The 26,718-nt window shown below is 73.7% G+C and carries 17 protein-coding genes, 1 tRNA gene and 1 pseudogene; 8 read left to right on the plus strand and 11 right to left on the minus strand.

The features are described 5' to 3' along the window. Positions 1–51 precede the first annotated feature (51 nt). The 4 genes and pseudogenes from ACZ4WV_RS09125 to ACZ4WV_RS09140 all read right to left on the minus strand — a co-directional run. On the minus strand, positions 52–498 hold the full coding sequence (locus ACZ4WV_RS09125) for a DUF4442 domain-containing protein (RefSeq protein ID WP_270146831.1): 447 nt from the start codon (positions 496–498) through the stop codon (positions 52–54). 132 nt (positions 499–630) lie between these two features. Continuing rightward, positions 631–706: transfer RNA gene (locus ACZ4WV_RS09130), tRNA-His, on the minus strand. A gap of 275 nt (positions 707–981) precedes the next feature. Further along, positions 982–1,584, minus strand: a complete 603-nt coding sequence (gene orn, locus ACZ4WV_RS09135) for an oligoribonuclease (protein ID WP_465744358.1) — start codon at positions 1,582–1,584, stop codon at positions 982–984. Between the two features lie 871 nt (positions 1,585–2,455). Beyond that, positions 2,456–3,443 (minus strand): annotated as a pseudogene (locus ACZ4WV_RS09140) (helix-turn-helix domain-containing protein); the annotation flags it as partial. A 1,106-nt stretch (positions 3,444–4,549) separates the two neighbouring features. Here ACZ4WV_RS09140 and ACZ4WV_RS09145 point away from each other — a divergent pair. Beyond that, the gene (locus ACZ4WV_RS09145; RefSeq protein ID WP_465744360.1) at positions 4,550–5,350 is read left to right on the plus strand and encodes a GNAT family N-acetyltransferase; all 801 of its coding nucleotides are present in this window, start codon (positions 4,550–4,552) and stop codon (positions 5,348–5,350) included. Between the two features lie 166 nt (positions 5,351–5,516). Here the strand turns inward: ACZ4WV_RS09145 and ACZ4WV_RS09150 are convergent, their stop codons facing one another. Then, positions 5,517–6,686, minus strand: a complete 1,170-nt coding sequence (locus ACZ4WV_RS09150; protein WP_465744362.1) for an HAD family hydrolase — start codon at positions 6,684–6,686, stop codon at positions 5,517–5,519. Positions 6,687–7,450: 764 nt separating this feature from the next. Here ACZ4WV_RS09150 and ACZ4WV_RS09155 point away from each other — a divergent pair. Further along, positions 7,451–7,942 (plus strand): universal stress protein, encoded by a 492-nt coding sequence (locus ACZ4WV_RS09155; protein ID WP_465744407.1) that lies wholly within the window; start codon positions 7,451–7,453, stop codon positions 7,940–7,942. A 223-nt stretch (positions 7,943–8,165) separates the two neighbouring features. Here the strand turns inward: ACZ4WV_RS09155 and ACZ4WV_RS09160 are convergent, their stop codons facing one another. The 4 genes from ACZ4WV_RS09160 to ACZ4WV_RS09175 form a co-directional block, all read right to left on the minus strand. Further along, positions 8,166–9,356: an acyl-CoA dehydrogenase family protein gene (locus tag ACZ4WV_RS09160; RefSeq protein ID WP_465744364.1), complete on the minus strand. Its 1,191-nt coding sequence runs from the start codon at positions 9,354–9,356 to the stop codon at positions 8,166–8,168. 168 nt (positions 9,357–9,524) lie between these two features. Beyond that, positions 9,525–10,520 (minus strand): hydroxymethylglutaryl-CoA lyase, encoded by a 996-nt coding sequence (locus tag ACZ4WV_RS09165; protein ID WP_465744366.1) that lies wholly within the window; start codon positions 10,518–10,520, stop codon positions 9,525–9,527. Then, complete coding sequence (locus ACZ4WV_RS09170; protein ID WP_465744368.1) at positions 10,517–12,826, minus strand: acetyl/propionyl/methylcrotonyl-CoA carboxylase subunit alpha; 2,310 nt, start codon at positions 12,824–12,826, stop codon at positions 10,517–10,519. The genes ACZ4WV_RS09165 and ACZ4WV_RS09170 overlap by 4 nt, the downstream gene beginning before the upstream one ends. Before the next feature lie 213 nt (positions 12,827–13,039). Continuing rightward, the gene (locus ACZ4WV_RS09175; protein ID WP_465744370.1) at positions 13,040–14,758 is read right to left on the minus strand and encodes a carboxyl transferase domain-containing protein; all 1,719 of its coding nucleotides are present in this window, start codon (positions 14,756–14,758) and stop codon (positions 13,040–13,042) included. A 129-nt stretch (positions 14,759–14,887) separates the two neighbouring features. Here ACZ4WV_RS09175 and ACZ4WV_RS09180 point away from each other — a divergent pair, with 129 nt between their 5' ends. Together ACZ4WV_RS09180 and ACZ4WV_RS09185 are read left to right on the plus strand one after the other, a co-directional pair. Then, positions 14,888–15,544: a TetR/AcrR family transcriptional regulator gene (locus ACZ4WV_RS09180; protein WP_465744372.1), complete on the plus strand. Its 657-nt coding sequence runs from the start codon at positions 14,888–14,890 to the stop codon at positions 15,542–15,544. A gap of 383 nt (positions 15,545–15,927) precedes the next feature. After that, positions 15,928–19,938, plus strand: a complete 4,011-nt coding sequence (locus tag ACZ4WV_RS09185; RefSeq protein ID WP_465744374.1) for an ABC transporter ATP-binding protein — start codon at positions 15,928–15,930, stop codon at positions 19,936–19,938. A gap of 105 nt (positions 19,939–20,043) precedes the next feature. Here the strand turns inward: ACZ4WV_RS09185 and ACZ4WV_RS09190 are convergent, their stop codons facing one another. Then, entirely contained in the window at positions 20,044–20,949 is a 906-nt protein-coding gene (locus ACZ4WV_RS09190; RefSeq protein WP_465744376.1) for an ATP-grasp domain-containing protein, read from the minus strand. A 209-nt stretch (positions 20,950–21,158) separates the two neighbouring features. On the opposite strand from ACZ4WV_RS09190, the gene ACZ4WV_RS09195 reads away from it, so the two are divergent. Next, positions 21,159–21,692 carry an NUDIX hydrolase gene (locus ACZ4WV_RS09195; RefSeq protein ID WP_465744378.1) on the plus strand — a complete coding sequence of 178 codons (534 nt, stop codon included), beginning with the start codon at positions 21,159–21,161 and terminating at the stop codon, positions 21,690–21,692. A 36-nt stretch (positions 21,693–21,728) separates the two neighbouring features. Here ACZ4WV_RS09195 and ACZ4WV_RS09200 read toward each other — a convergent pair whose 3' ends face one another. Beyond that, complete coding sequence (locus tag ACZ4WV_RS09200) at positions 21,729–23,060, minus strand: hypothetical protein (protein ID WP_465744380.1); 1,332 nt, start codon at positions 23,058–23,060, stop codon at positions 21,729–21,731. Positions 23,061–23,479: 419 nt separating this feature from the next. Between ACZ4WV_RS09200 and trpS the strand changes: the two genes are divergently transcribed. The 3 genes from trpS to ACZ4WV_RS09215 all read left to right on the plus strand — a co-directional run bounded on the left by trpS (position 23,480) and on the right by ACZ4WV_RS09215 (position 26,408). Beyond that, positions 23,480–24,508 (plus strand): tryptophan--tRNA ligase, encoded by a 1,029-nt coding sequence (gene trpS, locus ACZ4WV_RS09205; RefSeq protein WP_465744381.1) that lies wholly within the window; start codon positions 23,480–23,482, stop codon positions 24,506–24,508. Between the two features lie 165 nt (positions 24,509–24,673). Beyond that, the gene (locus ACZ4WV_RS09210; RefSeq protein ID WP_465744383.1) at positions 24,674–25,624 is read left to right on the plus strand and encodes a S66 peptidase family protein; all 951 of its coding nucleotides are present in this window, start codon (positions 24,674–24,676) and stop codon (positions 25,622–25,624) included. Positions 25,625–25,733: 109 nt separating this feature from the next. Then, positions 25,734–26,408 (plus strand): nucleoside/nucleotide kinase family protein, encoded by a 675-nt coding sequence (locus ACZ4WV_RS09215; RefSeq protein WP_465744385.1) that lies wholly within the window; start codon positions 25,734–25,736, stop codon positions 26,406–26,408. Positions 26,409–26,718: the final 310 nt, after the last annotated feature.

The following is a 26,718-nucleotide window of genomic DNA, read 5'->3' on the forward strand; positions in this document are numbered from 1 at the left end:
GCGGGTGGCCCCGGGCCGGTCCGCCCGGGGCCTCCACCGACCGCGTGGTGGTCAGGAGTTGGGACGCAGGGTCCAGGTGACCGTCATCACACCGGTGACGGCGCCGTCGGCGCGGGTGATCTCGACAGTGACCGGGAACTCGGGGCGGCCGCCGGCGTCCAGCTCGGCGACGACCTCGGCGGCCGGACGGCCGAGCACGGCGGTGGCGGTGACCTCGCCCATGGCCAGCTTCTTGTAGGCGATCTCGGCGTTCACGGCGAGCGGAACGGCCCGGGACAGCTGGTCCCCGAAGGCGGCGAGCACGATGCAGCCGCTGGCGGACTCGGCGAGCGTGAACATCGCGCCGGCGTGCGGGCCGCCGACGTGGTTGTGGTAAGCGGGCTGGTCGGGCAGCCGGAGCACGGCGCGCTCCGGGGTGGTCTCCAGGTACTCGAGCTTCAGGGTGTGCGCCATCGGCACGGTGGCGTCGAGCATCTGGCCGATCGAAGGAGTGGTCATGGCGACGATGTTACTAGCCGGTAGCTTCTTGCGGCAGGGGGCGGCCGGAAATCCCGGACCACCGCGCACAACTGAGGCAATGCGAAAACGCCCGAGGGGCCGACCTCTTGAAGAGATCGGCCCCTCGGGCTCTGGGGTGAGTGACGGGACTCGAACCCGCGGCCACCTGGACCACAACCAGGTGCTCTACCAACTGAGCTACACCCACCATCTGTCCGGTCCGTTCCCGCTCTCGCGTTCCCGTTCCGACAGGAAGAACTCTACAGGATCCGAGAGGGTGCTCGCGCCAGGGTTTCGCTCCGGCGGACGCGGGCACCCCCTTCAACCCTCCAGGACCCTCCAGGACCCTCCAGGACCCTCCAGGGCCCTCCGGACGACCCGACCGCAGCGGTCGCCCCAGTCCCGCCGACCCGACCGTTGGGCAGTCGACCGGGCCAGCGGGTCGGCCTCGCCGCATGAGCGCGGCCGGCCGCGGCAGCCGGGTCAGCCGGCCGGGGCCTGGTACTTCTCGGCGATGCCGCGCGCGGTGTCGGCGTCCGGACCGGGCTGCGGCACGAACACCGCCTCGCGGTAGTAGCGCAGTTCGTCGATGCTCTCGCGGATGTCGGCGAGCGCGCGGTGGTTCCCGCCCTTGCGCGGGCTGTTGTAGTACGCCTTCGGGTACCAGCGGCGGGCGAGCTCCTTGATCGAGGAGACGTCCACGATCCGGTAGTGCAGGTGCTTCTCCAGGGCCGGCATGTCCCGGGCCAGGAAGCCGCGGTCGGTGGCCACCGAGTTGCCGCACAGCGGCGTCCTCCCGGCCTCCGGCACGTGCTCGCGCACGTACGCGAGGACGCGCTCCTCGGCCTCGGCCAGGGTCACGCCCTGCTCCAGCTCCTCCAGCAGACCCGAGGAGGTGTGCATCTCGCGCACCACCTCGGGCATGTTCGCCAGCGCCTCCGCCGGCGGGCGGATGATGACGTCCACACCCTCGCCGAGGATGTTCAGCTCGGAGTCCGTCACCAGCACCGCGACCTCGACCAGGGCGTCCCGGTCGAGGTCGAGGCCCGTCATTTCACAGTCGATCCATACCAAACGGTCATTCACGCAACTCACCCTACGGCGCGATCACGCGCCGCGGGCACCGGTGGAGCCGAGCGGGGCGCCGGAGCGAGGCCCTCGGCCTGGTGCTCCTCCGCCTCGCCGTGCGGGCCGCGGCCGTCCGGGTGCTCGCCCTCCCGGGCGCTGCGGCCCGCATGACCGTCCCGCCCGGGACGCCCCTCGCGGGGTGTCCGGCCGCCGTCCGCCGCCGCGGTCCGGCCGCCCTGGGGACGCACTTGCGGCGCCCGGGCCGGCCGGCCCCGGAGCTCGCCCGCCCCGGCCGCCGGCTGCCCGGCGGGGGTGGTCGGCACCCGGCCGCCCGGCGCAGCGTGTGGTCGCCCGGCCCCACCCGGTTCGTCCCCGGGCCGCTCCACCGCAGTGCGGTGGCCCTGGCCCTGACCGCGCGCCCCCGGCTGCGAGTGGCCGTCCTCGGCCGCCGCGTGCTCGGCGGTCCGCGGCGGACGCCCCGCTCCCGGCCCCACCTGCGGCGGCACCAGCGGCGGCCGCACCGGACCGCGCGCCGCACCCTGCTGCCCGGGGTGCGGCTGCTGCGAGGCCTGCTGGTGCGGATACGGCTGCCCCGTGCGGGCGTGGAAGCCCTGGGCGACCGGCGTCCCGGCCTGCCCCGGCCCGTACGGACCGGCCTGGCCGTGCGGCGCCGGCTGCCCGGGTCCGACCGGCTGGCCCTGCTGACCCGCCTGGCCACCCGGCGCCTGCGCCCCGCCCCCGGCCGGGAACGGGTGAGCCGGCTGCGCGGCGTGCGCCGCCGCGCCGAACGGCGCTCCACCCGCCGAGGCGGCCGTGGCGCCAGCGGACGCCGGGTGCGGCAGCGCGCCGGGCAGCCGCAGGTCGCCGCCGTGCGTCCCGGCCGGGCCGGGCGGCTGCTGTCCGGGCCGACGGGCCCGGTAACTGGTCCGGTACGCGGCCGGGGAGACCCCGAGCTGACGGCGGAAGTGCCCGCGCAGCGCCACCGGCGAGCGGAAGCCGCACCGGCGCGCGACGTCGTCCACCGACAGCTCCGAGGTCTCCAGCAGCCGCTGCGCCTGCAGCACCCGCTGGGTGATCAGCCACTGCAGCGGCGCACTGCCGGTGAGCGTGCGGAACCGTCGGTCGAAGGTACGGCGGCTCATGTAGGCGCGGGCGGCCAGCACCTCGACGTCGAACTGCTGGTTCAGGTTCTCCAGGGCCCAGGTGACCACCTCGGCCAACGGGTCGTTACCGATCTCCTCAGGTAAAGACTGGTCGATGTACTGGGCCTGTCCTCCGCCGCCGCGGCGGCTCGGCACCACCAGTCGGCGGGCCAGCGCGTTGGCCGCCTCGGCGCCGTGGTCGCTGCGGACCACGTGCAGGCACAGGTCGATCCCGGCGGCGGTGCCGGCCGAGGTGAGCACGTCGCCGTCGTCCACGAAGAGCTCGCGGGGGTCGACGTGCACCCGGGGGTAGCGCTTGGCCAGGGTCGGCGCGTACATCCAGTGGGTCGTTGCCGGACGCCCGTCCAACAGGCCGGCGGCGGCGAGCACGAAGGCGCCGGTGCAGAGCCCGATGATCCGGGCGCCCTCGTGGTGGGCCTTGCGCAGGGCGGTGATCGCCTCGACCGGTGGAGGCTGGGAGATCGAGCGCCAGGCCGGGACGACGATGGTGCCCGCCCGCGCCAGGGCCTCCAGGCCGTAGGGCGCGGAGAGGGTCAGGCCGCCGGTGGTGGCCAGCGGGCCCTCCTCCCCGGCACAGACCAGCAGCCGGTAGCGGGGGACCCCGGCGTCCTGGCGGTCCACGCCGAAGACGGACAGCGGGATGGAGCTCTCGAAGATCGGGGCGCCGCCGAAGATCAGCACCGCGACGGTCTCCCGGCGCCGCCGGCCGGACAGCTTGCGCGGGGCACCGGACGGCGAGGGGCTCGTCGGGGCGCCGTTGGCGCCGGGCCCGCCGCCGTGGCCCAGCTGGCCCTGGCCCGGTTGGCCCGCGCCCAACTGGCCGTGGCCCGGGGCGGTGCCCAGCGAGAGGCCGCCGAGCGAGCCGCCGGTGCCGTTCACTCCCGGGGCCGCGCCGACGCCGGGGTAGGGCGGGTGGCCGTTGTAGCCGGAGTACTCACCGGTGAAGGCGGGGGCTGCGGCGCCGTACGGCTGGGCCGGGTTGACGGGGCCTCGGCTGCCGGGCTGACCGGCGTAGTTCGGGTGGCCGCCCGGGGTGGGGTGGCCGCCTTGGTTCGGATGGCCTTGGTTCGGATGGCCGCCCTGGTTCGGGAACCCGCCCTGGGGCGGTTGCGTCCCGTACGGTGCGGGCCTGCCGTGCCCCGGACCGCCGGGCCCCGGCGCGCCGTAAGCCGGAGCGCCGTGCTCGGCCGGGGTGGGACCGGTGGCGGCCGCGGACGGCACCGGGGGATAGGAGGAGTGCGGGGCGGAGCCCGAGGTGCTCGGGGTGCCGGAGGTGCGGGTGGTGGCGGCGGTCGCGGAGCTGCCGGAGGTGCCGGTGCTTCTCGCGGGCCGACCCGCGGTGCCGGCCGGCGCCTGGCCGCTGTCAGGACCCGCGTCGCTCCTGCTCACCCTGCTCAAGGCGCTCAAGCCCCCTCGGTGGTGTGGTGTGGGTGGTGCGGCACTGCTGGCCAAGATCGAAATCTATCGGGTCGACCATTGCCGTTGTGACAAGTTCACCATCCGACGCTATGTCGACATGGCAATTTGGCGTGATGCATTCGATCACGAAGCGTGGCACCCGTCGACCCTTCTGGGAAGAGGGCCGGTGCCACGGTGGCTGGTTGTCGCGGGACGGTTCCTGGGGCGTTCGGCTTCCGGGCGCCCGGGAGTCGGGTCTGGGCTGCGGGTTTGCCCAAGGGGGAGAGCACGCGGCGAAATTGACTGAAAATCGGCGGTGCACGTGAGGGCGCACGGGCGCAGGTCGTGCGCCTCCCAGGCTTCATCCGGCCAGCGTCGGGGCGGCTGAGCAGGGGCGCGGGGAGGCGGGCTACGGTCCTGCCGTGAACAGCAACAGCCGGCTCGAACTGGCCAACGACAACGCCGCCGCCTTCTGGCTCGCCCAAGCCCATGCGCACGGCTGGCAGTCCCGGGTCCAGCCGGGGCTGACGGCGGTCCGCTGCGCGCGCACCCCGGACGACGCCCACCGCTTCGTGGTCACCCGCGCCCCGGGCGAACCGGGCACGCTGGAAAATGAGTTGGCGGAGATCCTGGAGGACTGGGAGACCATCCGCTTCACCCTGGAGGACCCGTACGACAGGCTCGACCTGTCCCGCTTCGGGGCCACCCGGATGCCGGTCATGCCGGTGATGGCCCGGGAGCCGGGCCCGGTCGAGGGCGGTACCACTGAGCTCCCCGCCGACTTCGGAGCGCGCGACGGCGGTGTCCTGACGGTCGATGAGGCGACGGACGGCGACGGCTTCGCCCAGGTCGAGCGGACCATCGTGGAGGGATTCCCGCTGCCCGCCCGGCAGCCCTGGACCCGCAACGAAGCGCTCCCCGAGCAGCTGCTGGGCCGACCCGACTGCCGGGCCTGGCTGGGCCGGGTCGACGGCGCCCCGGCGGCCGCCTGTCTCACCTACGACGACGGCCGGGCCACCGGGGTGTACTGGGTCGCCACCCTGCCCGACCAGCGCGGCCGGGGAGCCGCCCGCGCCCTGCTGCGGACCGCCCTGGCCCATGCCCACCCGGACCGCCCGGCCACCCTGGTCGCCACCTCGCTCGGCGAACCGCTCTACCGCACCCTCGGGTTCGCCGAACAGGCCCGCACCCGCTGGTGGACCCGCACCTCGGCGGGCGGCTGACCAGCCGTTTCCGGTGGGCCGGACGCAGGGCGCGGACACAGGGCGCCCGGCCAGAGGGGCATGGGGTGACGAGCGTCCGGGTGCCGGGTGGGGCGGCGGCGCATGCGGCGACGGCGGGTGTCCGGTTCTGGGCGGGGCCCCCGGCGCGCCCGGAGCCGGCTCCGGGCTACCGGGTGGCCGCCGTGGTCGTGGTCGTGATCGGCGTCGCCAGATGCGGCGCGGCAAACGCGGCATGGGCGGGTTCGCCGCCATCCGCCTTGGTGCGTACGGGGGTTGGGCGCGCCAGTGCGATCACCCGGCCGTCGCCCGCCCCCGGCTGCACCCCGGGGACCGCCCCGGGACCGCCCCCGGTATCGGCCCTCAGCCCCGGTTCCATGGGCACCCCAGCGCCCTGGCGGCCGTCGGCGATCACGGCAAACTCGCCTGATCGGTTTCGGACATCGGGCCCCGTCCCCGAGGCCGGGGCACCGACCGTCCCGGCGCTCACGGGAACGGGTGCACTCGGGCCCTCCGGGGCGGTACCCGGCGGGCGTGCGCCGGGCCGTGCGCCGAGCGGCGCCGTCGCGCGGACCGGCCCCCAGGCGGCCGCCCCGGCCGCCTGCCGACGCACCGGCCCATTCGCCCGGACGCCCAGCCGGACGCCGGCCCGGACAACCGACCGGGCCGAGGGCGCGTTGCGGGCGGCCAGCACCAAGCCGACGGCCTCCGGCAGACCGGCCGCCTTCAGCGTCGGCCGGTACCCGCTCTCCGCCCACGGCCGACCGTGGTGCAACCAGACGCTGCGCAGCCCGGCCAGTTCGGCTCCGGCGATGTCGGCGGGCGCGTGGTCCCCGACCATCCAGGTGTGCGCCGTCCAGTCCCCGGTCGGCCGGACGCCGCACCGCTGGGCGGCTATCTCGAAGATCAGCGGGTCCGGCTTGACGCAGTCGGCCTCCTCCGAGATCACCCAGCCGTCGACCAGCGGTCCCAGTCCGGTCCGCCTGATCTTGTCCAACTGCGGTCTGGTGCCGCCGTTGGAGACGATCCCGAGCGTCCACCCCGCTGCCCGTGCGGCCCGCAGCGCCTCGACGTGGCGGGGCGGGCAGTGGATGTGCGAGTTGATGCCGCGTCGGAAGTGCGCGAGCAGGAACTCGACGGAGGCGTCCAGCCCGTAGCGGCGCCGGACGGCGGACAGTACGGTGCTGCGCGGCACGTACCCGCCGCCGTCGAGGGTGACGAACCAGTCGAGGTCGCCCGGCGGGAGGTGGTGTTCGGACAGGAAGTCCTGCGCCCAGGCCCGGAAGGCAGCGTCCCGGGGCAGCAGCGTGTTGTCGAGGTCGAACAGGAGCAGGGGCATGCCGAGCATGGTGCCAGCGCTCGCGCCTATGCACGTGGCAAATGCCAGAGCGCGTCGTGAAGCCGTACGAAGTGGCTGAAACGGGTCCGGGCCGGCACTCGACGGATGGTGTCCGGCGGGTTCGGGTGGGGCTGACGGCGCGGGCCGGGGCTCGCGGGGCGTAACGGTTCGCGACATCCGGCAACGGATCGTCGCCGATCCATGACAGTCCGGTCACGGTGTCCGGTGGGCCTGTTGCGCCTTCCGGCCCGCTCAGTCAAGCTCCAGGGAACCCTTTTCGTAGGGGCGCGATCGCCTGCGGGCAGGGCGCACTGTTTCGGCGTGCGCATCCCTCTTTCGCGGGAACAACATCGCTCCGGGGCTTCGCCGCTGGGCTGGTCCCCGTGCCCGTCGTACTCTGAAAGGAACAGGTCACATACGGTGCTGCTCGGTGTAGACCGACGTCATCCCGTGGGCGGGCCTGCCGCCCGGGCAGCGTTGTCCTCTCCTGTCGGCCCCTCTCCCTCGAAGAGCCGTGAGCCATGGCTGTGTTTGAGCCTTCTCGACCGGTCGACCCGGACGCGCCCCGCAGCACGGGGGCAGGGCCCGAGAACGACGGCGCCCGCGCGAACCTCGTCGGCGCGCTGCGCAGCCTCGCCCGCCGTGGCGCCCTCGCCCGGCGCGACCGCCCAGGAGGGCCCCGGCAGCGGCGCGGCGCGCCGCCGTCAGGCCCTGCGGAGGCCCCGGTGACGGGCCGCCCTGGTCCCGACGCCGAGCGCCCCGAGGTGGTGCCCGGCGCCCTCGGCGGCTCGACCGGTCCGTCGGCGCAGGATGCTCCCGGGCACTCCCTCGACCCGGTGTTCCAGCACGGCGTCGTGGTCGGCTTCGACGGCTCGCTGTCGAGCGAGCGAGCACTCGCCTACGCGGTCGGCATGGCCCGCCGATCGCAGTGCGGTCTGGTGATCGTCCACGTCGCCAACCGGCTGCCGGCCACGGTCTGGGCGGGCTGCGAGCCCCCCGTCTTCGTCGACCTGCCCGACCACCGGACCGAGGTCCTCGGTCTGGAACTCGCCTGCGCGGACTTCCTCGCCGGGGTGCCGTGGGTCCTGATCGAACGCGGCGGCGACATCTGCCACGAGATCGAGGAGGTCGGCCGGGAGTACGCCGCCGACGCGATCGTGGTGGGCACGACGCACGGCCTACTCGGCAAGCTCTTCGGCTCGGTCTCCGGACGACTGGCGCGGCGGGCCAACCGCCCGGTGATCGTGATCCCTTGAGGACCTCCCGGGCTCCGCGGGACCTGCGGAGCCCCTCGGGTCGGCTTGGGACTCCGCAAACGCCCCGCGGACAGCCTCGCGGCCCCTGGACGCCCCTGGACGTGGTGCTGCTCCTGCTACCCCCTGATGCCTCCTCCACCGTCGGTCGCTCCTCAACACCCGTTGTGGAGTGGTGTGTTGCCCGGTGGACTCGGCTCAGGGGGTGACCATCAGCGGATGATCGTCACGACGTGATGCCGAGCTCCCGGGCGATGAGCATGCGCTGAACCTCAGACGTGCCCTCTCCGATCTCGAGGATCTTGCAGTCGCGCCAGAAGCGGGCGACCGGGAACTCGTTCATGAAGCCGTACCCGCCGTGGATCTGGGTCGCCTCGCGGGCGTTGTCGACGGCGGCCTCGGACGAGTACAGCTTCGCGATCGCGGCCTCCTTCTTGAACGGTTCGCCGTGCAGCAGCCGGGAAGCGGCGTCCCGCCAGGCCAGGCGGGAGGTGTGGGCGCGCAGCTCCATGTCGGCAAGCTTGAACTGGATGGCCTGGTTGGCGCCGATCGGCCGGCCGAAGGCCCGGCGCTCGCCGGCGTACTTGACGGATTCGTCCACGCACCCCTGGGCCAGGCCGGTGGCCAGGGCCGCGATCGCGATGCGGCCCTCGTCGAGGATCCGCAGGAACTGGGCGTAGCCTCGGCCACGCTCGCCCAGCAGGTTGGCCGCGGGAACGCGGCAGTCGGTAAAGGACAATTCGCGGGTGTCGGACGCGCTCCACCCGACCTTCGAGTACTTCTTCGAGACCTGGAACCCCGGGGTCCCGGTGGGCACGATGATGGAGGAGATCTCCCGCACAGGCGAGCGGAATTCGCCCTCTTCACTCGAACGAGCGATCGGCTCGGTGAGCGCGGTGACGGTGACCAGTCCCGTGATGTCGGTGCCGGAGTTGGTGATGAAGCACTTCGTCCCGTTGATGATCCACTCGTCGGTGGTCTCGTCGTACCGGGCGGTCGTGCGGGTGGCGCCGGCGTCCGATCCGCCCTCCGGCTCGGTGAGGCCGAAGGCGCCGAGGAGTTCGCCGGAGGTCAGCCGGGGCAGCCACTCGCGCTTCTGCTCCTCGGTGCCGAACAGGTGGATCGGCATCGCGCCGAGCGAGACCGCGGCCTCCAGGGTGATCGCGACCGAGGAGTCGACACGGGCGAGTTCCTCCAGCACGAGGCCGAGCGCGAAGTAGTCGCCGCCCATGCCGCCGTACTCCTCCGGGAAGGGCAGGCCGAACAGGCCCATCCGCCCCATCTCCCGGACGATCTCGTAGGGGAACTCCTCCCGCTCGTAGAACTCGCCGATCTTCGGCGCCACCACGTCCTGGGCGAACTCGGCGACGGTGCGCCGCAGTTCCTCGTACTCGCTGCTGAGCCGGTGGTCGAGCATCTGATCCTCCTGGTGCCCGGCCGGGGTGGCCGCGGGCGTCAACGGGATGGCCGCCGTCCGTCTGACGGTGGGACGGTCGCACGGTGTGATTGAGGGATGAACGCGGTGCCGGGGGGCGCCGGCCGGAGCGAACGGGCGGCCGGCGCCGGGGAGTCGGGCCGGGGCCGGTCAGCCCCGGGCGGCGCCGAGCAGCGCCTGGACGGTGCGGGACGGGCTCGGGCGGCCGAGGCGCTCGGCCATCCAGCCGCTGGTCGCGACCAGCGCGCGCAGGTCGACGCCGGTCCGGATGCCGAGCCCGTGCAGCATCCACACCAGGTCCTCGGTGGCCAGGTTGCCGGTGGCGCTCTTCGCGTACGGGCAGCCGCCCAGCCCGCCCGCCGAGGCGTCCACCGTGGTGACGCCCTCGTGCAGGGCCGCCAGGGTGTTGCTGAGCGCCTGGCCGTAGGTGTCGTGGAAGTGCACGGCGAGCCGGTCGGCCGCCACGCCGGCCTGCGCGAAACCGGTCAGCAGGGCGCCGACCTGGCCGGGGGTGGCCACGCCGATGGTGTCGCCGAGGCTCAGCTCCGCGCAGCCCATCTCCAGCAGCTGCACGCCGTACCGCACCACCTGCTCGACCGGGACGGGGCCCTCCCAGGGGTCGCCGAAGCACATCGAGAGGTAGCCGCGGACCGTGACTCCGGCCTCGGCGGCCCGGATCACGACCGGGCGGAACATCGCCATGGCCTCGTCCGCCGAGCGGTTCAGGTTGCGCCGGGCGAAGGTCTCGGTGGCGCTGGCGAAGACCGCGATGTCGGTGGCGCGATGGGCGAGCGCGCGGTCGAGGCCGCGCTCGTTGGGCACCAGCACCGGCAGCCGGAGGCCGGGGTGACGCTCCGGAAGACCGGCGAGCCGGGGCATCAGCTCCTCGGCGTCGGCGAGCTGGGGTACCCATTTCGGGTGAACGAAGCTGGTGGCCTCGACGGTCCGCAGCCCGGCGGCCGCGAGCCGGGTGATGAACTCCGCCTTGACCTCGACGGGCACCAACGAGCCCTCGTTCTGCAGACCGTCGCGCGGACCGACCTCGTGGATCCGCACCTCCTCGGGCAGGCCCGGGGCGCGGACCGGGTCGGGCAGGCCCAGGTCGAGGGCGTCGGGGTCGTGGGGGACGGGCTCCTGGGCGGTCACGACCGCACCTCCGCGGGCTCGGCGGCCTCCTCGGCCGGGGTGACCACGACCAGCAGGTCCTCCATCGCGACGGTGGCGCCGGCGGCTGCCCGCAGGTCGGCCACCACGCCGTCGTGCGGGGCGGCGATCACGTGTTCCATCTTCATGGCCTCCAGCACGAGCAGGGGCTGGCCCTTGCGGACGGTCTCGCCCGCCGTGGTCTTCACGACGGTGACGGTGCCGGGCATCGGGGCGGTCAGGGCGCCGTGGTGCGCGCCGGCCCCGGCGGCGCTCTCGACGGCCGGGTCGTAGGAGTGCAGCGGCCAGGCGTCGCCCTCGATGCCGAGCCAGGTCACCGGCCCGGCCACCAGGCCCGGAGAGGTCTCGGTGGCCAGCGCGAAGGCGGTCTGCAGGCCGTCGACGGTCAGGTGCAGCCGGTCGCCCGCCAGGGTGGCGCGGGCGCGGTGGACGGGTCCGGCGCCGAGCCGGAGCTCCACCTCGCGGGTGGGGCTGGCGGGATTGTCAGTGGCGTCGGTTACGTTGCCCGCAGTGATCGGACGGACGCGCACCGACACCGGGTCCTGGCCGGGGGCTCGGAGTCGGTGGGTGGTCCAGGCGGGGGTGCCGCCCAGGCGCCAGCCGGAGGGAAGGGAGAACGGATCGGTCCAGCCGCCGGGGTCGGCGGCCGGGGTGAGCGCCAGGTGCCGGGCGAGTGCGGCCGCGTAGTAGAGGAGGTGAACGGGTGGCGGCGGTTGGGTCGCCGGGGTTGCGGTTCCGTTCGCGGAGTCCGCAGTGTCCGCAGGGCTCGCGGAGTCGGCGGCGCCTGCGGAGTCGGCAGAGCCGGCGGCGTCCAGGGTCCCGGCCGTGGCAGCCGCGTTCGACGGGGAGTACGGCGTCGCGAGCAGGGCCGGCTGCTGCTGGGCCGTCTGCTCCACCAGGCCGGTGTCCAGCCGTCCGGCGACGACCTCGGGGTGGGCGAGCAGTCGGCGCAGGAAGCCGGTGTTGGTGGTGACACCCAGGATCCGGGTGTCGGCCAGCGCGGCGCGCAGCCGGCGCAGCGCGGTCGGGCGGTCGGGCCCGTACGCGATGACCTTGGCGAGCATGGGGTCGTAGGCGCTGGTGACGACGGTTCCGGGGGCGACACCGGAGTCGACGCGGATGCCTTCGCCCCGGGGCTCGTCCAGGGCGAGGATGCGGCCGCCGGTGGGCAGGAAGTCGCGTTCCGGGTCCTCGGCGCAGATGCGGGCCTCGATGGCGTGGCCCAGGAAGGAGATGTCGGACTGGGAGAAGGTGAGCGGTTCGCCGGCGGCGACGCGCAACTGCCACTCGACCAGGTCGAGTCGGGCTGAGTCCGGGCCGACGGCGACGGCGAGTTCGGTGACGGGGTGTTCCACCTGGAGACGGGTGTTCATCTCCATGAAGAAGAAGTCCCGCACCCCCTCGGCGGCGGAGGCGGGGGCGTCCGGGTCGATGCCGGGAACGATGAACTCCACGGTGCCGGCCCCGGTGTAGCCGCAGGACTCCGCGGCGCGGACGGCCGCGGCGCCCATCGCGGCGCGGGTCTCGGCATTGAGGAGAACGGAGGGAGCCTCTTCGATCAACTTCTGGTGACGGCGCTGCAGACTGCACTCGCGCTCGCCGAGGTGGACGGTGGTGCCGTGGGCGTCGGCCAGCACCTGCACCTCGATGTGGCGCGGCCGGTCGATCCAGCGTTCCAGCAGCAGCGTGTCGTCGCCGAAGGCGGTGCGGGCGACGCGGCGGGCTGCGGCGATCTCGGTGGGCAGGTCGGCGCGGTCCCGCACCAGGCGCATGCCCTTGCCGCCGCCGCCGGCCGAGGGCTTGAGCAGCACCGGGTAGCCGATCTCGTCGGCGGCGGCGACGAGGTCCTCATCGGTGGGCGCGGTGGCCTGGCTGCCGGGGACCACCGGGACGCCGGCGGCCCGTACGGCCTCCTTGGCGTTGATCTTGTCACCCATCAGCTCGACGGCACCGGGAGGTGGTCCGATGAAGACGAGGCCCGCGTCGGCGCAGGCGCGGGCGAAGCCGGGGTTCTCGGCGAGGAAGCCGTAGCCGGGGTGGACGGCCTGGGCGCCGGTGCGGCGGGCGGCGGCGAGGATCCGGTCGGTGCGCAGATAGGTCTCGGCGGCCGAGCTGTCGCTGCGGTCGGCCGGCCCGAGGCGGACCGCGACGTCGGCCTCGCGGACGTGCGGGGCGTCCGCGTCCGCGTCGCTGAACACGGCGACCGAGCGGACGCCCAGCCGCCGCAGGGTGCGGATCACCCGCAGGGCGATCTCGCCGCGGTTGGCGACCAGAACTGTGTCGAACATGGGAGGCGTTCCTCCGGGTCGAGGGGAGCCGTACGAAGGAGGTGGCGGTGGGCGGTCGGGGCGCCGACCCGCAATGGGGGCCGGCGCCGCGGGAGTCGCACCCAAAAGAGCGGGGTCACATCAAGCGAGGACAGATCAGGGGGTCCATCATGAGGGTCACACCACGGAGAGCGCGGCGCGAGGCACCGCCTCGCGACGGCCGCACAGGAGGCGTCACATGCGGAAGACGCCGTACGGCGCGGGCGGCGCCAGTGGGGCGTTGGCGCAGGCGGTGAGGGCGAGGCCGACGACGGTGCGGGTGTCCATCGGGTCGATCACACCGTCGTCCCAAAGCCGGGCGGTGGCGTAGTAGGCGTTGCCCTGCCGCTCGTACTGCTCGCGGACAGGCCGCTTGAACTCCTCCTCCGTCTCGGCCGGCCACTCCTCGCCGTGCGCCTCCAGCTGGTCGCGGCGGACGGTGGCGAGGACGGAGGCCGCCTGCTCGCCGCCCATCACGGAGATCTTGGCGCCCGGCCACATCCACAGGAAGCGAGGTGAGTAGGCCCTGCCGCACATCGAATAGTTGCCGGCCCCGTACGAGCCGCCGATCACCACGGTCAGCTTCGGGACGCGGGTGCAGGCCACGGCGTTGACCATCTTGGCGCCGTGCTTGGCGATGCCGCCCGCCTCGTACTGCCGGCCGACCATGAACCCGGTGATGTTCTGCAGGAAGAGGAGGGGGATGCCGCGCTGGTCGCACAACTCGATGAAGTGGGCGCCCTTGAGGGCCGACTCGGAGAACAGCACGCCGTTGTTGGCGACGATGCCGACGGGGTGGCCGTGGATCCGGGCGAAGCCGGTGACGAGGGTCGCGCCGTACTCGGCCTTGAACTCGGCGAAGCGGCTGCCGTCGACCAGTCGAGCGATCACCTCGCGCACGTCGTAAGGCGTGCGCGGGTCGACCGGGACGGCCCCGTACAGGCCGGCCGGGTCGACGGCCGGCGGCTCGACCGGGGCGAGCGGCCACGGCTTCGCCGCGCGCGGCCCGAGCCCGGACACGATGGTGCGGACGATGGAGAGCGCGTGGGTGTCGTCCTCGGCCAGGTGGTCCGTCACGCCCGAGGTGCGGGAGTGGAGGTCGCCGCCGCCCAGCTCCTCGGCCGTGACCACCTCGCCGGTGGCGGCCTTCACCAGCGGCGGCCCGCCCAGGAAGATCGTGCCCTGGTTGCGGACGATCACGGCCTGGTCGCTCATCGCCGGGACGTACGCGCCGCCTGCGGTGCACGAGCCGAGCACGGCCGCGATCTGCGGGATGCCCGCCGCGGACAGCCGGGCCTGGTTGTAGAAGATCCGGCCGAAGTGGTCGCGGTCCGGGAACACCTCGTCCTGCATGGGGAGGAAGGCGCCGCCGGAATCGACCAGGTAGACGCAGGGCAGCCGGTTCTCCAGCGCGACCTCCTGGGCGCGCAGGTGCTTCTTGACCGTCATCGGGTAGTAGGTGCCGCCCTTGACGGTGGCGTCGTTGGCGACCACCACCACCTCGCGGCCGGCAACCCGGCCGATGCCGGCGATCACCCCGGCGGCGGGCGCCGCCCCGTCGTACATCCCGTCGGCGGCCAGCGGGGCCAGCTCCAGGAAGGGCGAGGCCGGGTCGAGCAGGGTGTCCACCCGGTCGCGGGGGAGGAGTTTGCCCCGCGACGTGTGCCGGGCGCGGGCCTTGGCGCCGCCGCCGAGGGCCGCCGCGTCGAGCTTGGCGCGCAGTTCGGCGACCAACGCCTGGTGCGCCTCGGTGTTGGCCCGGTAGGCCGCGGAGCCCGGGTCGACGGAGGTGCCGAGCCGGGGAGCCGGGGCGGCGGCTCCCGGCGGTACGGCAGCCGGTGCCGGTGCCGCCGCCGAGCCGTTCGCCGCGTTGAACCGGACGCCGGAGGGGGCGCCGCTGGTTGAGATGACCATTCCCAAGAGCTCCCTTGCCCTCGGCAGCAGGTGAGCGGGTCCGGTGCGGTGCACCGTGCCCGTGTTAATTAACGTTAACTTACGGGCCCAGGTTAACGGCCGATAACCCGACTGTCTACGATGGGCAGCATGCCGAACGTCCCCACAGCCTCCGCGCTCCCACGCCGCGACCAGATCCGCCGGGAGGCCGCCCGACTGTTCGCCGCCCGGGGCTTCCTCGGAGTGGGCGTGGACGAGATCGGCAAGGCCGTCGGCATCAGCGGCCCCGGCCTCTACCGGCACTTCGCCGGCAAGGACGCGATGCTCGCCGATCTGCTGATCGGCATCAGCGAGCGCTTGCTGGAGGAGGGGCGGCGCCGGGCGGGTGGCGGCGACGGTGCTTCCACCGCGCTGGACGCCCTGATCAGCGGGCACGTCGACTTCGCCCTGAACGACCGTGACCTGATCACCCTGCACGACCGCGAGCTGCTCAACCTCAAGGAGGAGGACCGCCGCACCGTCCGGCGGCTGCAGCGCGGCTACGTCGAGCTGTGGGTGGACGTGGTCCGGCAGGCCTACCCGCCGCTCGCCGACCCCGCCGCCGAGCCGGTGGCCCGGGCCGCCGTGCACGCGGTCTTCGGCCTGATCAACTCGACCCCGCACAGCCTCGGCCCCCACCCGGCCCAGGGCGATCGCACCGGCCTCCAGCGCGACGGCATGGCCGCACTGCTGCACACCCTTGCCCACGGCGCCTTCGCAGCGGCCGCCGATTCGGTGGTCGCCGCCGACATGCCCGGGCGGGCCTGACGTCCGAGGGGGCTTAGTGCGCCCGAGCGGGCCTGACGTCCGAGCGGGCCCGGGCGCCCCGGGCCCGGACACCCGAATGGTCGAGCGCTCGCGCGCCCGCGAGCCCTGCCGCACCGCCCACGCGCCCGCCGGTGGGGCCTAAGACCAAAGAACGGCGCCCACTCGCCCGCAGGCCGCTGGGCGGCCGACGGCCCGTCGGTGACCCTGGAGGTGTGGCGGACTCGCGGAGCGCGGTCACCCCGGGTGGGAATCAGCGCAGGCCGCAGACTGTTGCCCAGTCCGCCGGACCGGACGATCCGGGCCGCCTCGGCGTCCGCGCCGACCGCCCCGGCCGCCGGAAATGCCATGGCGACCATCCGACGAAATGGTTAGCATCCCTAAATATGCCTGAGACTCACGGATCCACGGTGGAGCAATCCCCGAGCGGCCCGGTGGCCCCCGAGCCGCTCACGGACACGCTCGTCGAGCAGCAGCCCGAACCGCACCCCGACGCCCAGGCCGCTGCCGACGGCTGGCTGCGCCGACTGGTCGGCTACAGCTGGCGGTCCCGGCGCAGCCTGCTGCTCGCCTTCGGCGCTTCGCTCGTCGGCATGGCGGTCACCGCGCTGGTGCCGTTGGTCACCAAGCTGATCATCGATGACGTCATAGTCGCCCACAGCCGCTCGCTGGTGCCGTGGGCGGTGGTGCTGCTGCTCGCCGCCGTCGTCGTGTTCGGTTGCACCCAGGTCCGCCGCTACTACGGGGGGCAGCTCGCCCTCGACGTCCAGCACGACATGCGCAGCGACCTGTTCCGCTCGCTCGGACGGCTCGACGGCCACCGCCAGGACCGCTTGGACACCGGGCAGGTGGTCGGGCGCGCGACTTCGGACCTCCAGCTGATCAACGGCCTGCTCTCGATGCTGCCGATGATGACCGGCTATCTGCTGATGTTCGTGATGTCGCTGGCCGTGATGCTCTGGCTGTCCCCGCCGCTGACCCTGATCGCCCTGGTCATGGCCCCCGCGCTGTGGTGGATCAGTGTGCTCAGCCGCAAGCGCCTGTTCCCCGCCACCTGGGCCGCCCAGCAGGAGGCGGCCGCCGTCGCGGGCGTGGTGGACGGCGCGATCGGCGGTGTCCGGGTGGTCAAGGGCTTCGGCCAGGAGGCGCAGGAACGGGACAAGCTGGAGCGGGCCTCCCGCAACCTGTTCGCCGCCCGGCTGCGGTCGATTCGCCTCAACGCCCGCTACAACCCGGCGATGCAGGCGATCCCGGCCCTCGCCCAGGTCGCCGTGCTGGCCTTCGGCGGCTGGCTGGCCGTCGAAGGACAGGTCTCGCTCGGCACCTTCGTCGCCTTCTCCACGTACGTCGCCCAGATGACCGGCCCGGTGCGGATGCTGACCATGGTCATCACGGTCGGCCAGCAGGCCCGGGCGGGCGTCGAGCGCGTCCTGCAGTTGATCGACGAGCGCCCGCTGGTCCAGGAGCGCCCGGACGCGCTCACCCTCGACCTCGCACAGGACGTGACCCCGGCCGGAACCCCCACGGGCACCGCCGTCGGCCCGCGGACCCGCGAGGTCGCCCTGGAGTTCGACCAGGTCGAGTTCCGCTACGACCCGGAACACCCGGCCCCCGTCCTGCACGGCCTCAGCCTGACGCTGGCCCCCGGCGAGACCCTCGCCCTGGTCGGCGCTTCCGGCTCCGGCAAGTCGACGGTGGCCCAGCTGGTGCCGCGCTTCTACGACCCGGCCGCAGGCGCCGTCCGTCTCTACGGCCATGACCTGCGCGACCTCACCCTGGACTCGGTCCGTGCGGCGATCGGCATCGTCCCCGAGGAGAGCTTCCTCTTCTCCGAGTCGGTCCGCACCAACATCGCCTACGGCCGGCCGGACGCCACCGACGAGCAGGTCTTCGCCGCCGCGGCCGCCGCCCAGGCCGACGAGTTCGTCCGGGCGCTCCCGGACGGCTACGAGACCAAGGTCGGCGAGCAGGGCCTGACCCTGTCCGGCGGCCAGCGCCAGCGCATCGCCCTGGCCCGGGCCATCCTGACCGACCCGCGGATCCTGCTGCTGGACGACGCCACCTCGGCGGTGGACCCGCAGGTCGAGGCGGAGATCCACGACGCGCTGCGCTCGGTGATGACCGGCCGCACCACCCTGCTGATCGCCCACCGCCGCTCGACCCTCCAGCTCGCCGACCGGATCGCCGTCCTGGACCGCGGCCGACTGCTGGACATCGGGACCCACGAGGAACTCGAAGCCCGATGTCCCCAGTACCGGGCGCTGATCACCGACCCGGAGGCCGGTCGCATCCCCAACCCGGCCTCCCGGCCCCAGCCCGCCGCCGCCGGCCGCACCGGCCAGTCCGGTCACCCCGACCAGTCGGGTCACCTCGACCAGCCCGGCCGCGCCGAGCAGTCCGCCCAGGTCGCTGACGCCGACCACGACCGGCAGGACAACCGGAACGAGCAGCCCGGCCAGAGCAGCCGGGCCGAAGAGCCCCCCGTTCCCGCGCCCGCCGTCACCCCCGCCGTCACCCCCGCCCTCGCCAAGGCGGCCCGCACCGCCGACCCCGACCTGATGGCCAGGGTCGCCGCCCTCCCGCCGGCCTCCGACGCCCCCGGCATCCCCCGCGCCGAGGCCGAGGCCGGCGATCCCGACTTCACCCTCGGCCGCATGCTGCGCCCCTTCCGCGCCCCGCTGGCCCTGGCCTTCCTGTTGGTCGCCCTGGACGCGGGCGCCGGCCTGGTGCTCCCGGTGCTGATCCGGCACGGCATAGACGAGGGCGTCCGCAAGGGCATGATGGCCGGAGTAGCCGTGGCCTCGATCACCGCGCTGGTCGTGGTCCTGTTGGACTGGCTGGTGCAGGGTGCCGAGAACCGGGTCAGCGGCCGCACCGGCGAGCGTGTGCTCTACGCACTCCGGCTCAAGATCTTCGCCCACCTCAACCGGCTCGGCCTGGACTACTACGAGCGCGAGCTGACCGGCCGGATCATGACCCGGATGACCACCGACCTGGACTCGCTGACGTCCTTCCTGCAGACCGGCATGGTCACCGCCGTGGTCAGCCTGCTGACCTTCGCCGGGATCTTCGCCGCCCTGCTGATCATCGACGCCGGCCTGGCCCTGGTGGTCTTCGCCGTGCTGCCGCTGCTGGTGATCGCGACGCTGGTGTTCCGCAAGAAGTCCCGGGACCAGTACGAGCGCTCCCGCGACCTGATCAGCACGGTCAACGCCGACCTGCAGGAGAACGTGGCCGGCATGCGGATCGTCCAGGCGTTCCGCCGCCTGGACACCAACACCGACCGCTTCGTGGCCCGCGGCATCGCCTACCGGGAGGCGCGGGTCCGCGCGCAGCTCTACATCTCGCTCTACTTCCCCTTCGTCCAGTTCCTCTCCAGCGTGGCCGCCGCCCTGGTGCTGATCGTCGGCGCCGCCCGGGTCGACGCCGGGACGCTGACGGTCGGCGCGCTGGTCGCGTACCTGCTCTACATCGACCTGTTCTTCGCCCCGGTCAACCAGTTGTCGCAGGTGTTCGACGGCTACCAGCAGGCCTCGGTGGGCCTCGGCCGGATCCGCGAGCTGCTGCGCACCCCGACCACCACCGCCGAGCAGGCCGATCCGGTCCCGGTGCCGAAGGGGCTGCGGGGCGAGATCGACTTCGAGGGCGTCGGCTTCGCCTACAACGGCGGCGCGGACGGTGCCCCGGAGGTGCTGAGCGGCGTCGACCTGCACATTCCCGCCGGTCAGACGGTGGCGCTGGTCGGCGAGACCGGCGCGGGGAAGTCGACGCTGGTGAAGCTGGTCGCCCGGTTCTACGACGCGACGGCCGGCACCGTCCGGGTCGACGGCGTGGACCTTACCCGGTACGACCTGGCCCAGTACCGTCACCGCTTGGGCGTGGTGCCGCAGGAGGCGTACCTGTTCGCGGGCACGGTCCGCGAGGCGATCGCGTACGGCCGGCCGGACGCCTCGGCGGCCGAGGTCGAGGCGGCGGCCCGGGCGGTCGGCGCACACGACATGATCGTCCGGCTGCCCGGCGGTTACGACCACGAGGTCGCAGGGCGGGGGCGCAACCTGTCAGCGGGCCAGCGCCAGCTGATCGCCCTGGCCCGGGCGGAACTGGTCGACCCCGACATCCTGCTGCTGGACGAGGCCACCGCGGCCCTCGACCTGGCCACCGAAGCGGCGGTCAACCAGGCCGCCGACCGCCTCAGCGGCGGCCGTACCACGCTGGTCATCGCGCACCGCCTGACCACCGCCGAGCGTGCCGACCGCGTGGTCGTGCTGGACCACGGCCGGGTGGTCGAGGACGGCACCCACACCGAACTGCTCGCCCGCGGCGGCGCGTACGCCCGACTGTGGCAGGCGTTCATCGCGGACGGTCACCCGGCGGCCGAGGCGGTAACCGCCGGGTAGACGGTCAGGATTCCGGGGGCCGGCCGACGTTGCCGGGCCCCCGGAATCCCACAACCCGGCCGAGAAGGCCCACGGCCGTCAGACGTCCGCGCCGCCGCAGCGGCCTCAGGCAGTGATCAGCGAAGTCAGCAGCCCCGCGGCGTCGATCCCGCGCGGCAGGTCGCTGACCTGCCCGTCCCCGACCTCGACCACCCGCCAGCCGGAGCCGTCGGCCCGGCTGGCGAGGTCGGTGGTGACGAAGCGGCAGCCGAGCCGGCGCACCAACGCGGGGACACCGGTCAGGTCCGGCTCGACCCGCAGGCGCGGGTTGTCCGGGTGCGGCCCGACCAGGATCGGTCGCCCGTCCAGCCACCACACCCGGGCCTCCACAGCTCGCCGGTCCGCACCGTCCGACTCGCCGTCCGCGCGCTCGAACTCCTCGTACCGCCGCAGCACCACCCCGCCGGCCAGGAACTCGCCCTGCAGCTCGACGAACCGCCCGACCACCCGCCCGACCGCCGCCAGGTCGGCCAATTCCGGTACGTAGCAGGCCTCGAGCCATTCGTGCTTGCGCGACTTCACGTAGTCCTTGACGATCGCGGGCCCGCTCCCGCCGAGCCGGGCCACGGCCGCCGCCAGTTCCGCCGGCCCGGGTGCCGCCGCCCCGGCGGACGGGATCCACACGCTGGACGGCGTGGCCCCCTCGAACGCGGCGTACCAGCCGGGCAGTTCGTGCGCGGCCGCGTAACCGGGCGCGCTGGTCAGCGGATTGCCGCCGCGGGCGGTGAGCGCCGCGGCGAACTCGGCGTAACGGGCGGAGGGGAGCATCCAACCCCGGTACCAGAGCGGGCCGCTGCCGCGGGGCACCCGGCGGACCGCCTCCTCGGCGTGCCCCGCGAGCAGCGCGTCGTGGTCCACCAGGTGGTGTTCGCCGCCCAACTCCTGCAACACCCTGGCCTCCCAGGCGAAGTGCGGGTCCGGCCGGCCCGGGTGGAGCGGATCGGAGGGGAAGATGATCGAGGGTACGGGCATGGCGGCCAGAGTACGGCCGAGAACCGGCCGCGTGCCCCTCGCGCGAAGAAGCGAGTCGGGCAGGGCCAAGACACGCACCCTCGGCGCGGTTCAGCCGTTCAGCCGTTCAGCCGTTCAGTGGTTCACAATTCGGCTGATCACCGGTTCGAGCAAGTGGCCGGATCGTGAATCCGCTCGACGCCCCGGCCGGGCGCTGCCAGAGTGTCCCGGTGCGAAATCTGCTGAGATCCCGCAAGCGCGTTCCCCGGCAGGCCGCCCGGACGGTGGTCCTGGACGGGAACGGCTCGGTGTTCCTGCTCCGCTCGGACAACGACGAGGTCGGTGTGCACTGGACCATGCCCGGGGGAGGGGTGGAGCAGGGCGAGAGTCCGTTGGCCGGCGCCCGGCGCGAGCTGTGGGAGGAGACCGGTTGGACCGACCTCGAACCCGGCCCGCTGCTCTGCACCTGGGAGCACGACTTCACCTGGCACGGCACCCCGGTTCGCCAGCACGAGCACATCTACCTCACCAACGGACCGCACCGCGGTCCGGTCGGTGACGTGAGCGCGGTGCACGCCGAGGACCGGATCCTCGACTGGCGCTGGTGGACTCCGGCCGACCTCGCCGACGAGAACGCCGACGCGCTCTGGCCGCCCCGGCTCCCGGACTTGCTGGAGGCGGTCCGGGCCGGCTGGTCGGTCGACGGGCGTCCTCCGGTGCCCGTCGACCTCGGCTACATCCCGAACGCCCCGACTGCCCGCTGACCCGACGCGCTGACCCGACCCACCGGACCGACGCTGCTACCCGTGCCCGCCGCGCCGCCGCCCCCGCCCGCCGGCCGGACCGGCCGTCCAGCCGTGCAGGTCCAGCTCCCGGTCGTGGAGTGCCCAGGGGTTCATCATCACCGTCAGCCGGGCGTGGGGCAGTTGCTCGACGGTGAGCCCGGTCTCGGTGAGCAGTTGCTCGGTCGACACCGAGACGGCGATGGCGGGACGCCAGGAGGGCAGCACCACCAGGCTGGTGCCCCGTCCGACCCGGATCGGCTCCGCGGTCGTCCGGACCGGCGTCCGCTCCTCCGAGCGGCCGACGGCTTCGGGCTCGCTCGGGCTGCCGCCGATCAGGACGCCGAGCGGCGGTTCGGCCCGGGCCACTTCGGCCCCCGCCTCCGGCCCACCGCGGAGTACGGCTGAAGCGCCCGTCGAAGCCCCCGACCAGGCCGCCTCCGACGAGGCCACGAAGACGGGTGCCGCTCGCTCGGCCGGGGCGGTGTGGTCAGCCGCCGGTCCCGCTACGCCGGTCGCCGCACCTGACCGTCCCGACTCCTGCGGCTCGACTCCCACCAGGCCGGTCGCGGCCGTCTCCCGTGCGGCCGCCTCCTGCCCGGTCCGGCCGGCCTGCGGGTGCATCCGGCGCAGCCGGCGCGAGGGAGCCGGCCGCCGGAAGCCGAAGCTCCGCAACTCGGCCCGCGCTGAACGCGGCGCCGGAGCACTCCAGTTGGCGTCGGGCACGGTGGGCTGCGACAGCCGGACGAATCCCGGATCGGTCTCGATGACCGGAACGTCCTCCCCATCGCGGTCGTGCCCGGGCTGTTCGCCGAGCAGCGTCCGCACCTCCTCGACCGGCCGTCGACAAGCGGCCGCCAGTTCGGCCAGCGAGCGTCCCTCGGCGCGCGCGGCCCGAAGCCGGTCAGCGAACGCGGCCCGCAGTCGCGCCGCCGTCGGATCGCCCTCCGCCGCAGCCGGATTCCGTTCCGGACTCACCGCCGGATCCCGCTCCGGACTCACGACCGGGGCCGGGGCCGGACCGGCGGCCGCGACGAGGCAGGCCTCCGAGTCCTCCTTGGTCCGTGGTTGCGGCACCGAGTCGTGGCGGCAGGGGCGGCCCTGCCGGGCCCCGCCGGACGCGGTCGCGCCGCCTTCGGCCGCCGTGGCGATCGAGCAGCCCGGCACGGAAACCGCGCCCGGTCCGCAGGTTGAGGCCGGGATGTCGGTGACATCCGTGGCTTCCCCAACGGCTGCGACGGCCGCGACGTTCACGGCGGGCGGTGCGGCGGCCGTCGGTGAGGAGTCGGCGCCGTCCGAGGGCGGGCCGGGCAGGGACGGGTCGGTGGCGGCGGGATGGAGCGAGGTCATCGGCGGGCCCTTCGGCGGACGGTCCCGACGATCCTCCCGCACCGCGCGACCAGCTCCAAGCGTCGTTCCCGGGCGTGTACGCGCGACCACAGCGGGGCCGTCTCCGCTTCCTACCGCTCGTGTCGGCTCAACTGCCCCTGGCGGCGGAGCCCTTGAGTTCAGTACCGGGATTCCGGCCGAGCCGACTCGCGGCCGTCGCCTGCGCTCACCGGCAAAAGCCGGTACCAGCGGGGGCAGTGCCCGCTATCGTTGGGCCCATGAAGCGCTTCTCGGGCCTGTGCTGGTGGCCGTCCTAGGACGGCCATCCCACTCGCTTGACCAGGGCCGTCCGGGATGGACGGCCCTGCTGCGTTTCTTCCGCAGGACGGGCCCCTCGCCCCGGACGGCCGCCACCACCGCCCTACCGAGGGAGAACCCCGATGACCGTCGCCCCCGCCCGCGCCGTCATGTCCGACCCGACCGCCCACCGCGTGCTCACCGGTGACCGCCCCACCGGCCCGCTCCACCTCGGCCACTACTTCGGCACCCTGCGGAACCGCGTCCGCCTCCAGAACCAGGGCGTCGAGATGTTCATCCTGGTCGCCGACTACCAGGTCATCACCGACCGGGACCTCGCCGACCGGCTCGCCGAGCACACCGAGAACCTCGTCCTCGACTACCTCGCGGCGGGCCTCGACCCCGAGCGCGCCACGATCTTCGCGCACAGCGCGGTCCCCGCCCTCAACCAGCTGCTGCTGCCCTTCCTCAGCCTGGTCAGCGTCGCCGAACTCAGCCGCAACCCCACCGTCAAGGACGAGATCGCCCACTCCAGCCAGGCCGCCGTCAATGGACTGATGTTCACCTACCCCGTGCACCAGGCCGCCGACATCCTGTTCTGCAAGGCCGACCTCGTACCGGTCGGCCAGGACCAGCTGCCCCACCTCGAGGTCGCCCGCACCGTCGCCCGCCGTTTCAACGAGCGCTACCCGCACGCCGACGGCAGCGCCGTCTTCCCCCGCCCAGAGGCTCTCCTCTCCGAAGCCCCGATGCTGCTCGGCACCGACGGCGGCAAGATGAGCAAGAGCCGAGGCAACGCCATCCCGCTCGGCGCCACCGAGGACGAGACCGCCCGGATCGTCCGCGGCGCCAGGACCGACGCCGATCGCCGCATCGGCTACGACCCGGTGAACCGTCCCGCCGTGTCCGGCCTGCTCCTGCTCGCCGCGCTCTGCCAGGACCGCACCCCCGAAACGATCGCCGAGGAGATCGGCGACGGCGGCGCCGCCGCGCTCAAGCGCGCGGTCACCGAGTCCGTCAACGAGCACTTCCGCCCCTTGCGCGCCCGACGCGCCGAACTCGCCGCCGACCGGGGCCACCTGCGGCAGGTCCTGCGCGACGGCGCCGAGCGGGCCAACACCGTCGCCGACGCCACCCTCGCCGAGGTACGGGAGGTGATGGGAGCGGTCTGAAGAGTCTCCGGCCGAGCCGAAGCACCGCCCAGGCTGCCTGAAGCGCCATCAGGCCGCCCACGCCACGGACATCGGCCGGTTGACGCAGGGGCATATCGTCACCGGGCGGCCCCGGCCACGCCTCGAGGCCGCCCACCGCCCCTCCTCGCCCGAAAGGCCCGGCCCATGGACCAGAACCCGACCTCGCCCGGCCAGGGACTGACCCGCCCGCCTCATCTGCGCCCCGGCGACCACATCGCCGTCGTCGCCCCCAGCGGCCCGATCGACCCCCAGCGCCTCACCGCAGGCTGCGCGATCCTCCGCTCCTGGGGCCTGCGCGTCACCGTCGGTCCGCACGTCCTGGACACTCACCCCACCCTCGGGTACCTCGCCGGCACCGACGCCGACCGCGCCGCCGACCTCCGGAACGCCTGGCTGGACCCCACCGTCGACGCCGTCATCTGCGCCCGCGGCGGCTACGGCGTCCACCGCATCGTCGAACTGCTCGACTGGACCGCGATGCGCGCGGCCCGGCCCAAGCCCTTCATCGGCTTCAGCGACGTCAGCTCCTTGCACGAGGCCTTCGCCCAGCGTCTCGGCCTCGCTACCCTCTACGGACCGCTGGCCTCCAGCGCCTCCTTCGTGAACGACGGCCCCACCGCCGAACACCTCCGCCGGACCCTCTTCGATCCCGCCGCCGCCACCGTCCTCACCTCACCCACCGCCACCGCGCTCGTCCCCGGCCGCGCCCGCGGCGTCACCGCCGGCGGGTGCGTCCACGTGCTCGCCGCCGAGCGCGGCACACCCGCCGCCCGCCCCTCGTACACGGGCGGCATCCTGATCCTCGAGGACGTGAACGAGCACCCGTACCAGCTCGACCGGCTGCTCACCCAGTTCCTGCGCTCGGGCGCCCTCGACGGCGTGGCCGGGATAGCCCTCGGCTCCTGGGAGGGCTGCGGACGGCCCGAACGCGTCCGGGACGTCATGCTCGACCGCCTCGGCGGCCTCGGCGTTCCCGTCCTCTGGGAACTCGGCTTCGGGCACTGCCCGTCCTCTCTCACCGTGCCGCTCGGCGTCCCGGCCCTGCTCGATGCCGATGCCGGCACCCTCACCTTGGAATCCCCCGCCCTCACCTGAGCCGCCCGTCCTCGCTGGCTCCGACTCGTCGGCTCCCTCCGCAGGGCCCGGTCCTCAGCGGTTCTCCGAAGCCCGGAACGAGCGAGTGACGAGTGAGTAGGGTGCGGCCATGAACGAGGACCGCCTCACCGCTCTCGCCCTCGGATTCCTCCGGGGCCCGGGCAGCAACGCCCGTACGATCCTCGGACTTGCCGGCCCGCCCGGCGCCGGCAAGTCCACCCTGGCCCGCCACCTGGTCACCGAGGTCGAACGCGTCGAAGGTCCCGGCACCGCCGCCTACGTCCCGTTGGACGGCTTCCACCTCTCCGCCGCCCAGCTCGACCGCGTCGGCCTGGCCCACCGCAAGGGTGCTCCGGCCACCTTCGACGCCCACGGCTACGTCGCCCTGCTGCGCCGGATCGCCGCCGACCGCTTCCAGGACATCTACGTCCCCGACTTCGACCGCACCCTGGACGAGCCGGTCGCCGCCCGCCACGTCGTCCGTCCGCACACCCGCCTGGTCATCACCGAGGGCAACTACCTCGCCTCCGCCGACACCCCCTGGCCGGACGCCCGCCGACTGCTGCGCGAACTCTGGTACGTCCATGCCGATGACGCCGTCCGCGAGGAACGGTTGTTGCGCCGCCACCTCGACGGCGGCCGTGACGAGGCCACCGCACGCCGATGGGTCGACGGGAACGACCACCCGAACGGTGAGTACGTGAAGGCAGGCCGGGCGGTCTGCACCCGGACGGTCCCCGGGAGCGGTTTGCGCGAAGCGCCCCAGAGGGGTAGTGTTTCCTAGTCGCTCGGCAGGGAGCACCGGACACGCGTCCGCGCGGACGGTCCCGGGGCGGCCAATCCTCTGAAACACCACTTCCGGTTCGTGCCGGTCGTTTCGCTTTGCGCGGTGCGGCTCGGTGCTTATTCGGCGTGTTCGTTTTATCGGATTGCGGCCGATTGGCTTTTCGGAGCGGGGATCGGCTAGAGTTTGAAACGTCGGACGGGGCATCAAACCCCGGAAGACGCCAGCGAGTTGGATGAACGAAGCGCCGGAAACGGAGCGGAAAACATCTGATAAGCTGGGAACACGAAAGAACGAAGCGCCCGGAGGG

Source organism: Kitasatospora sp. NPDC029312, from assembly GCF_055569215.1.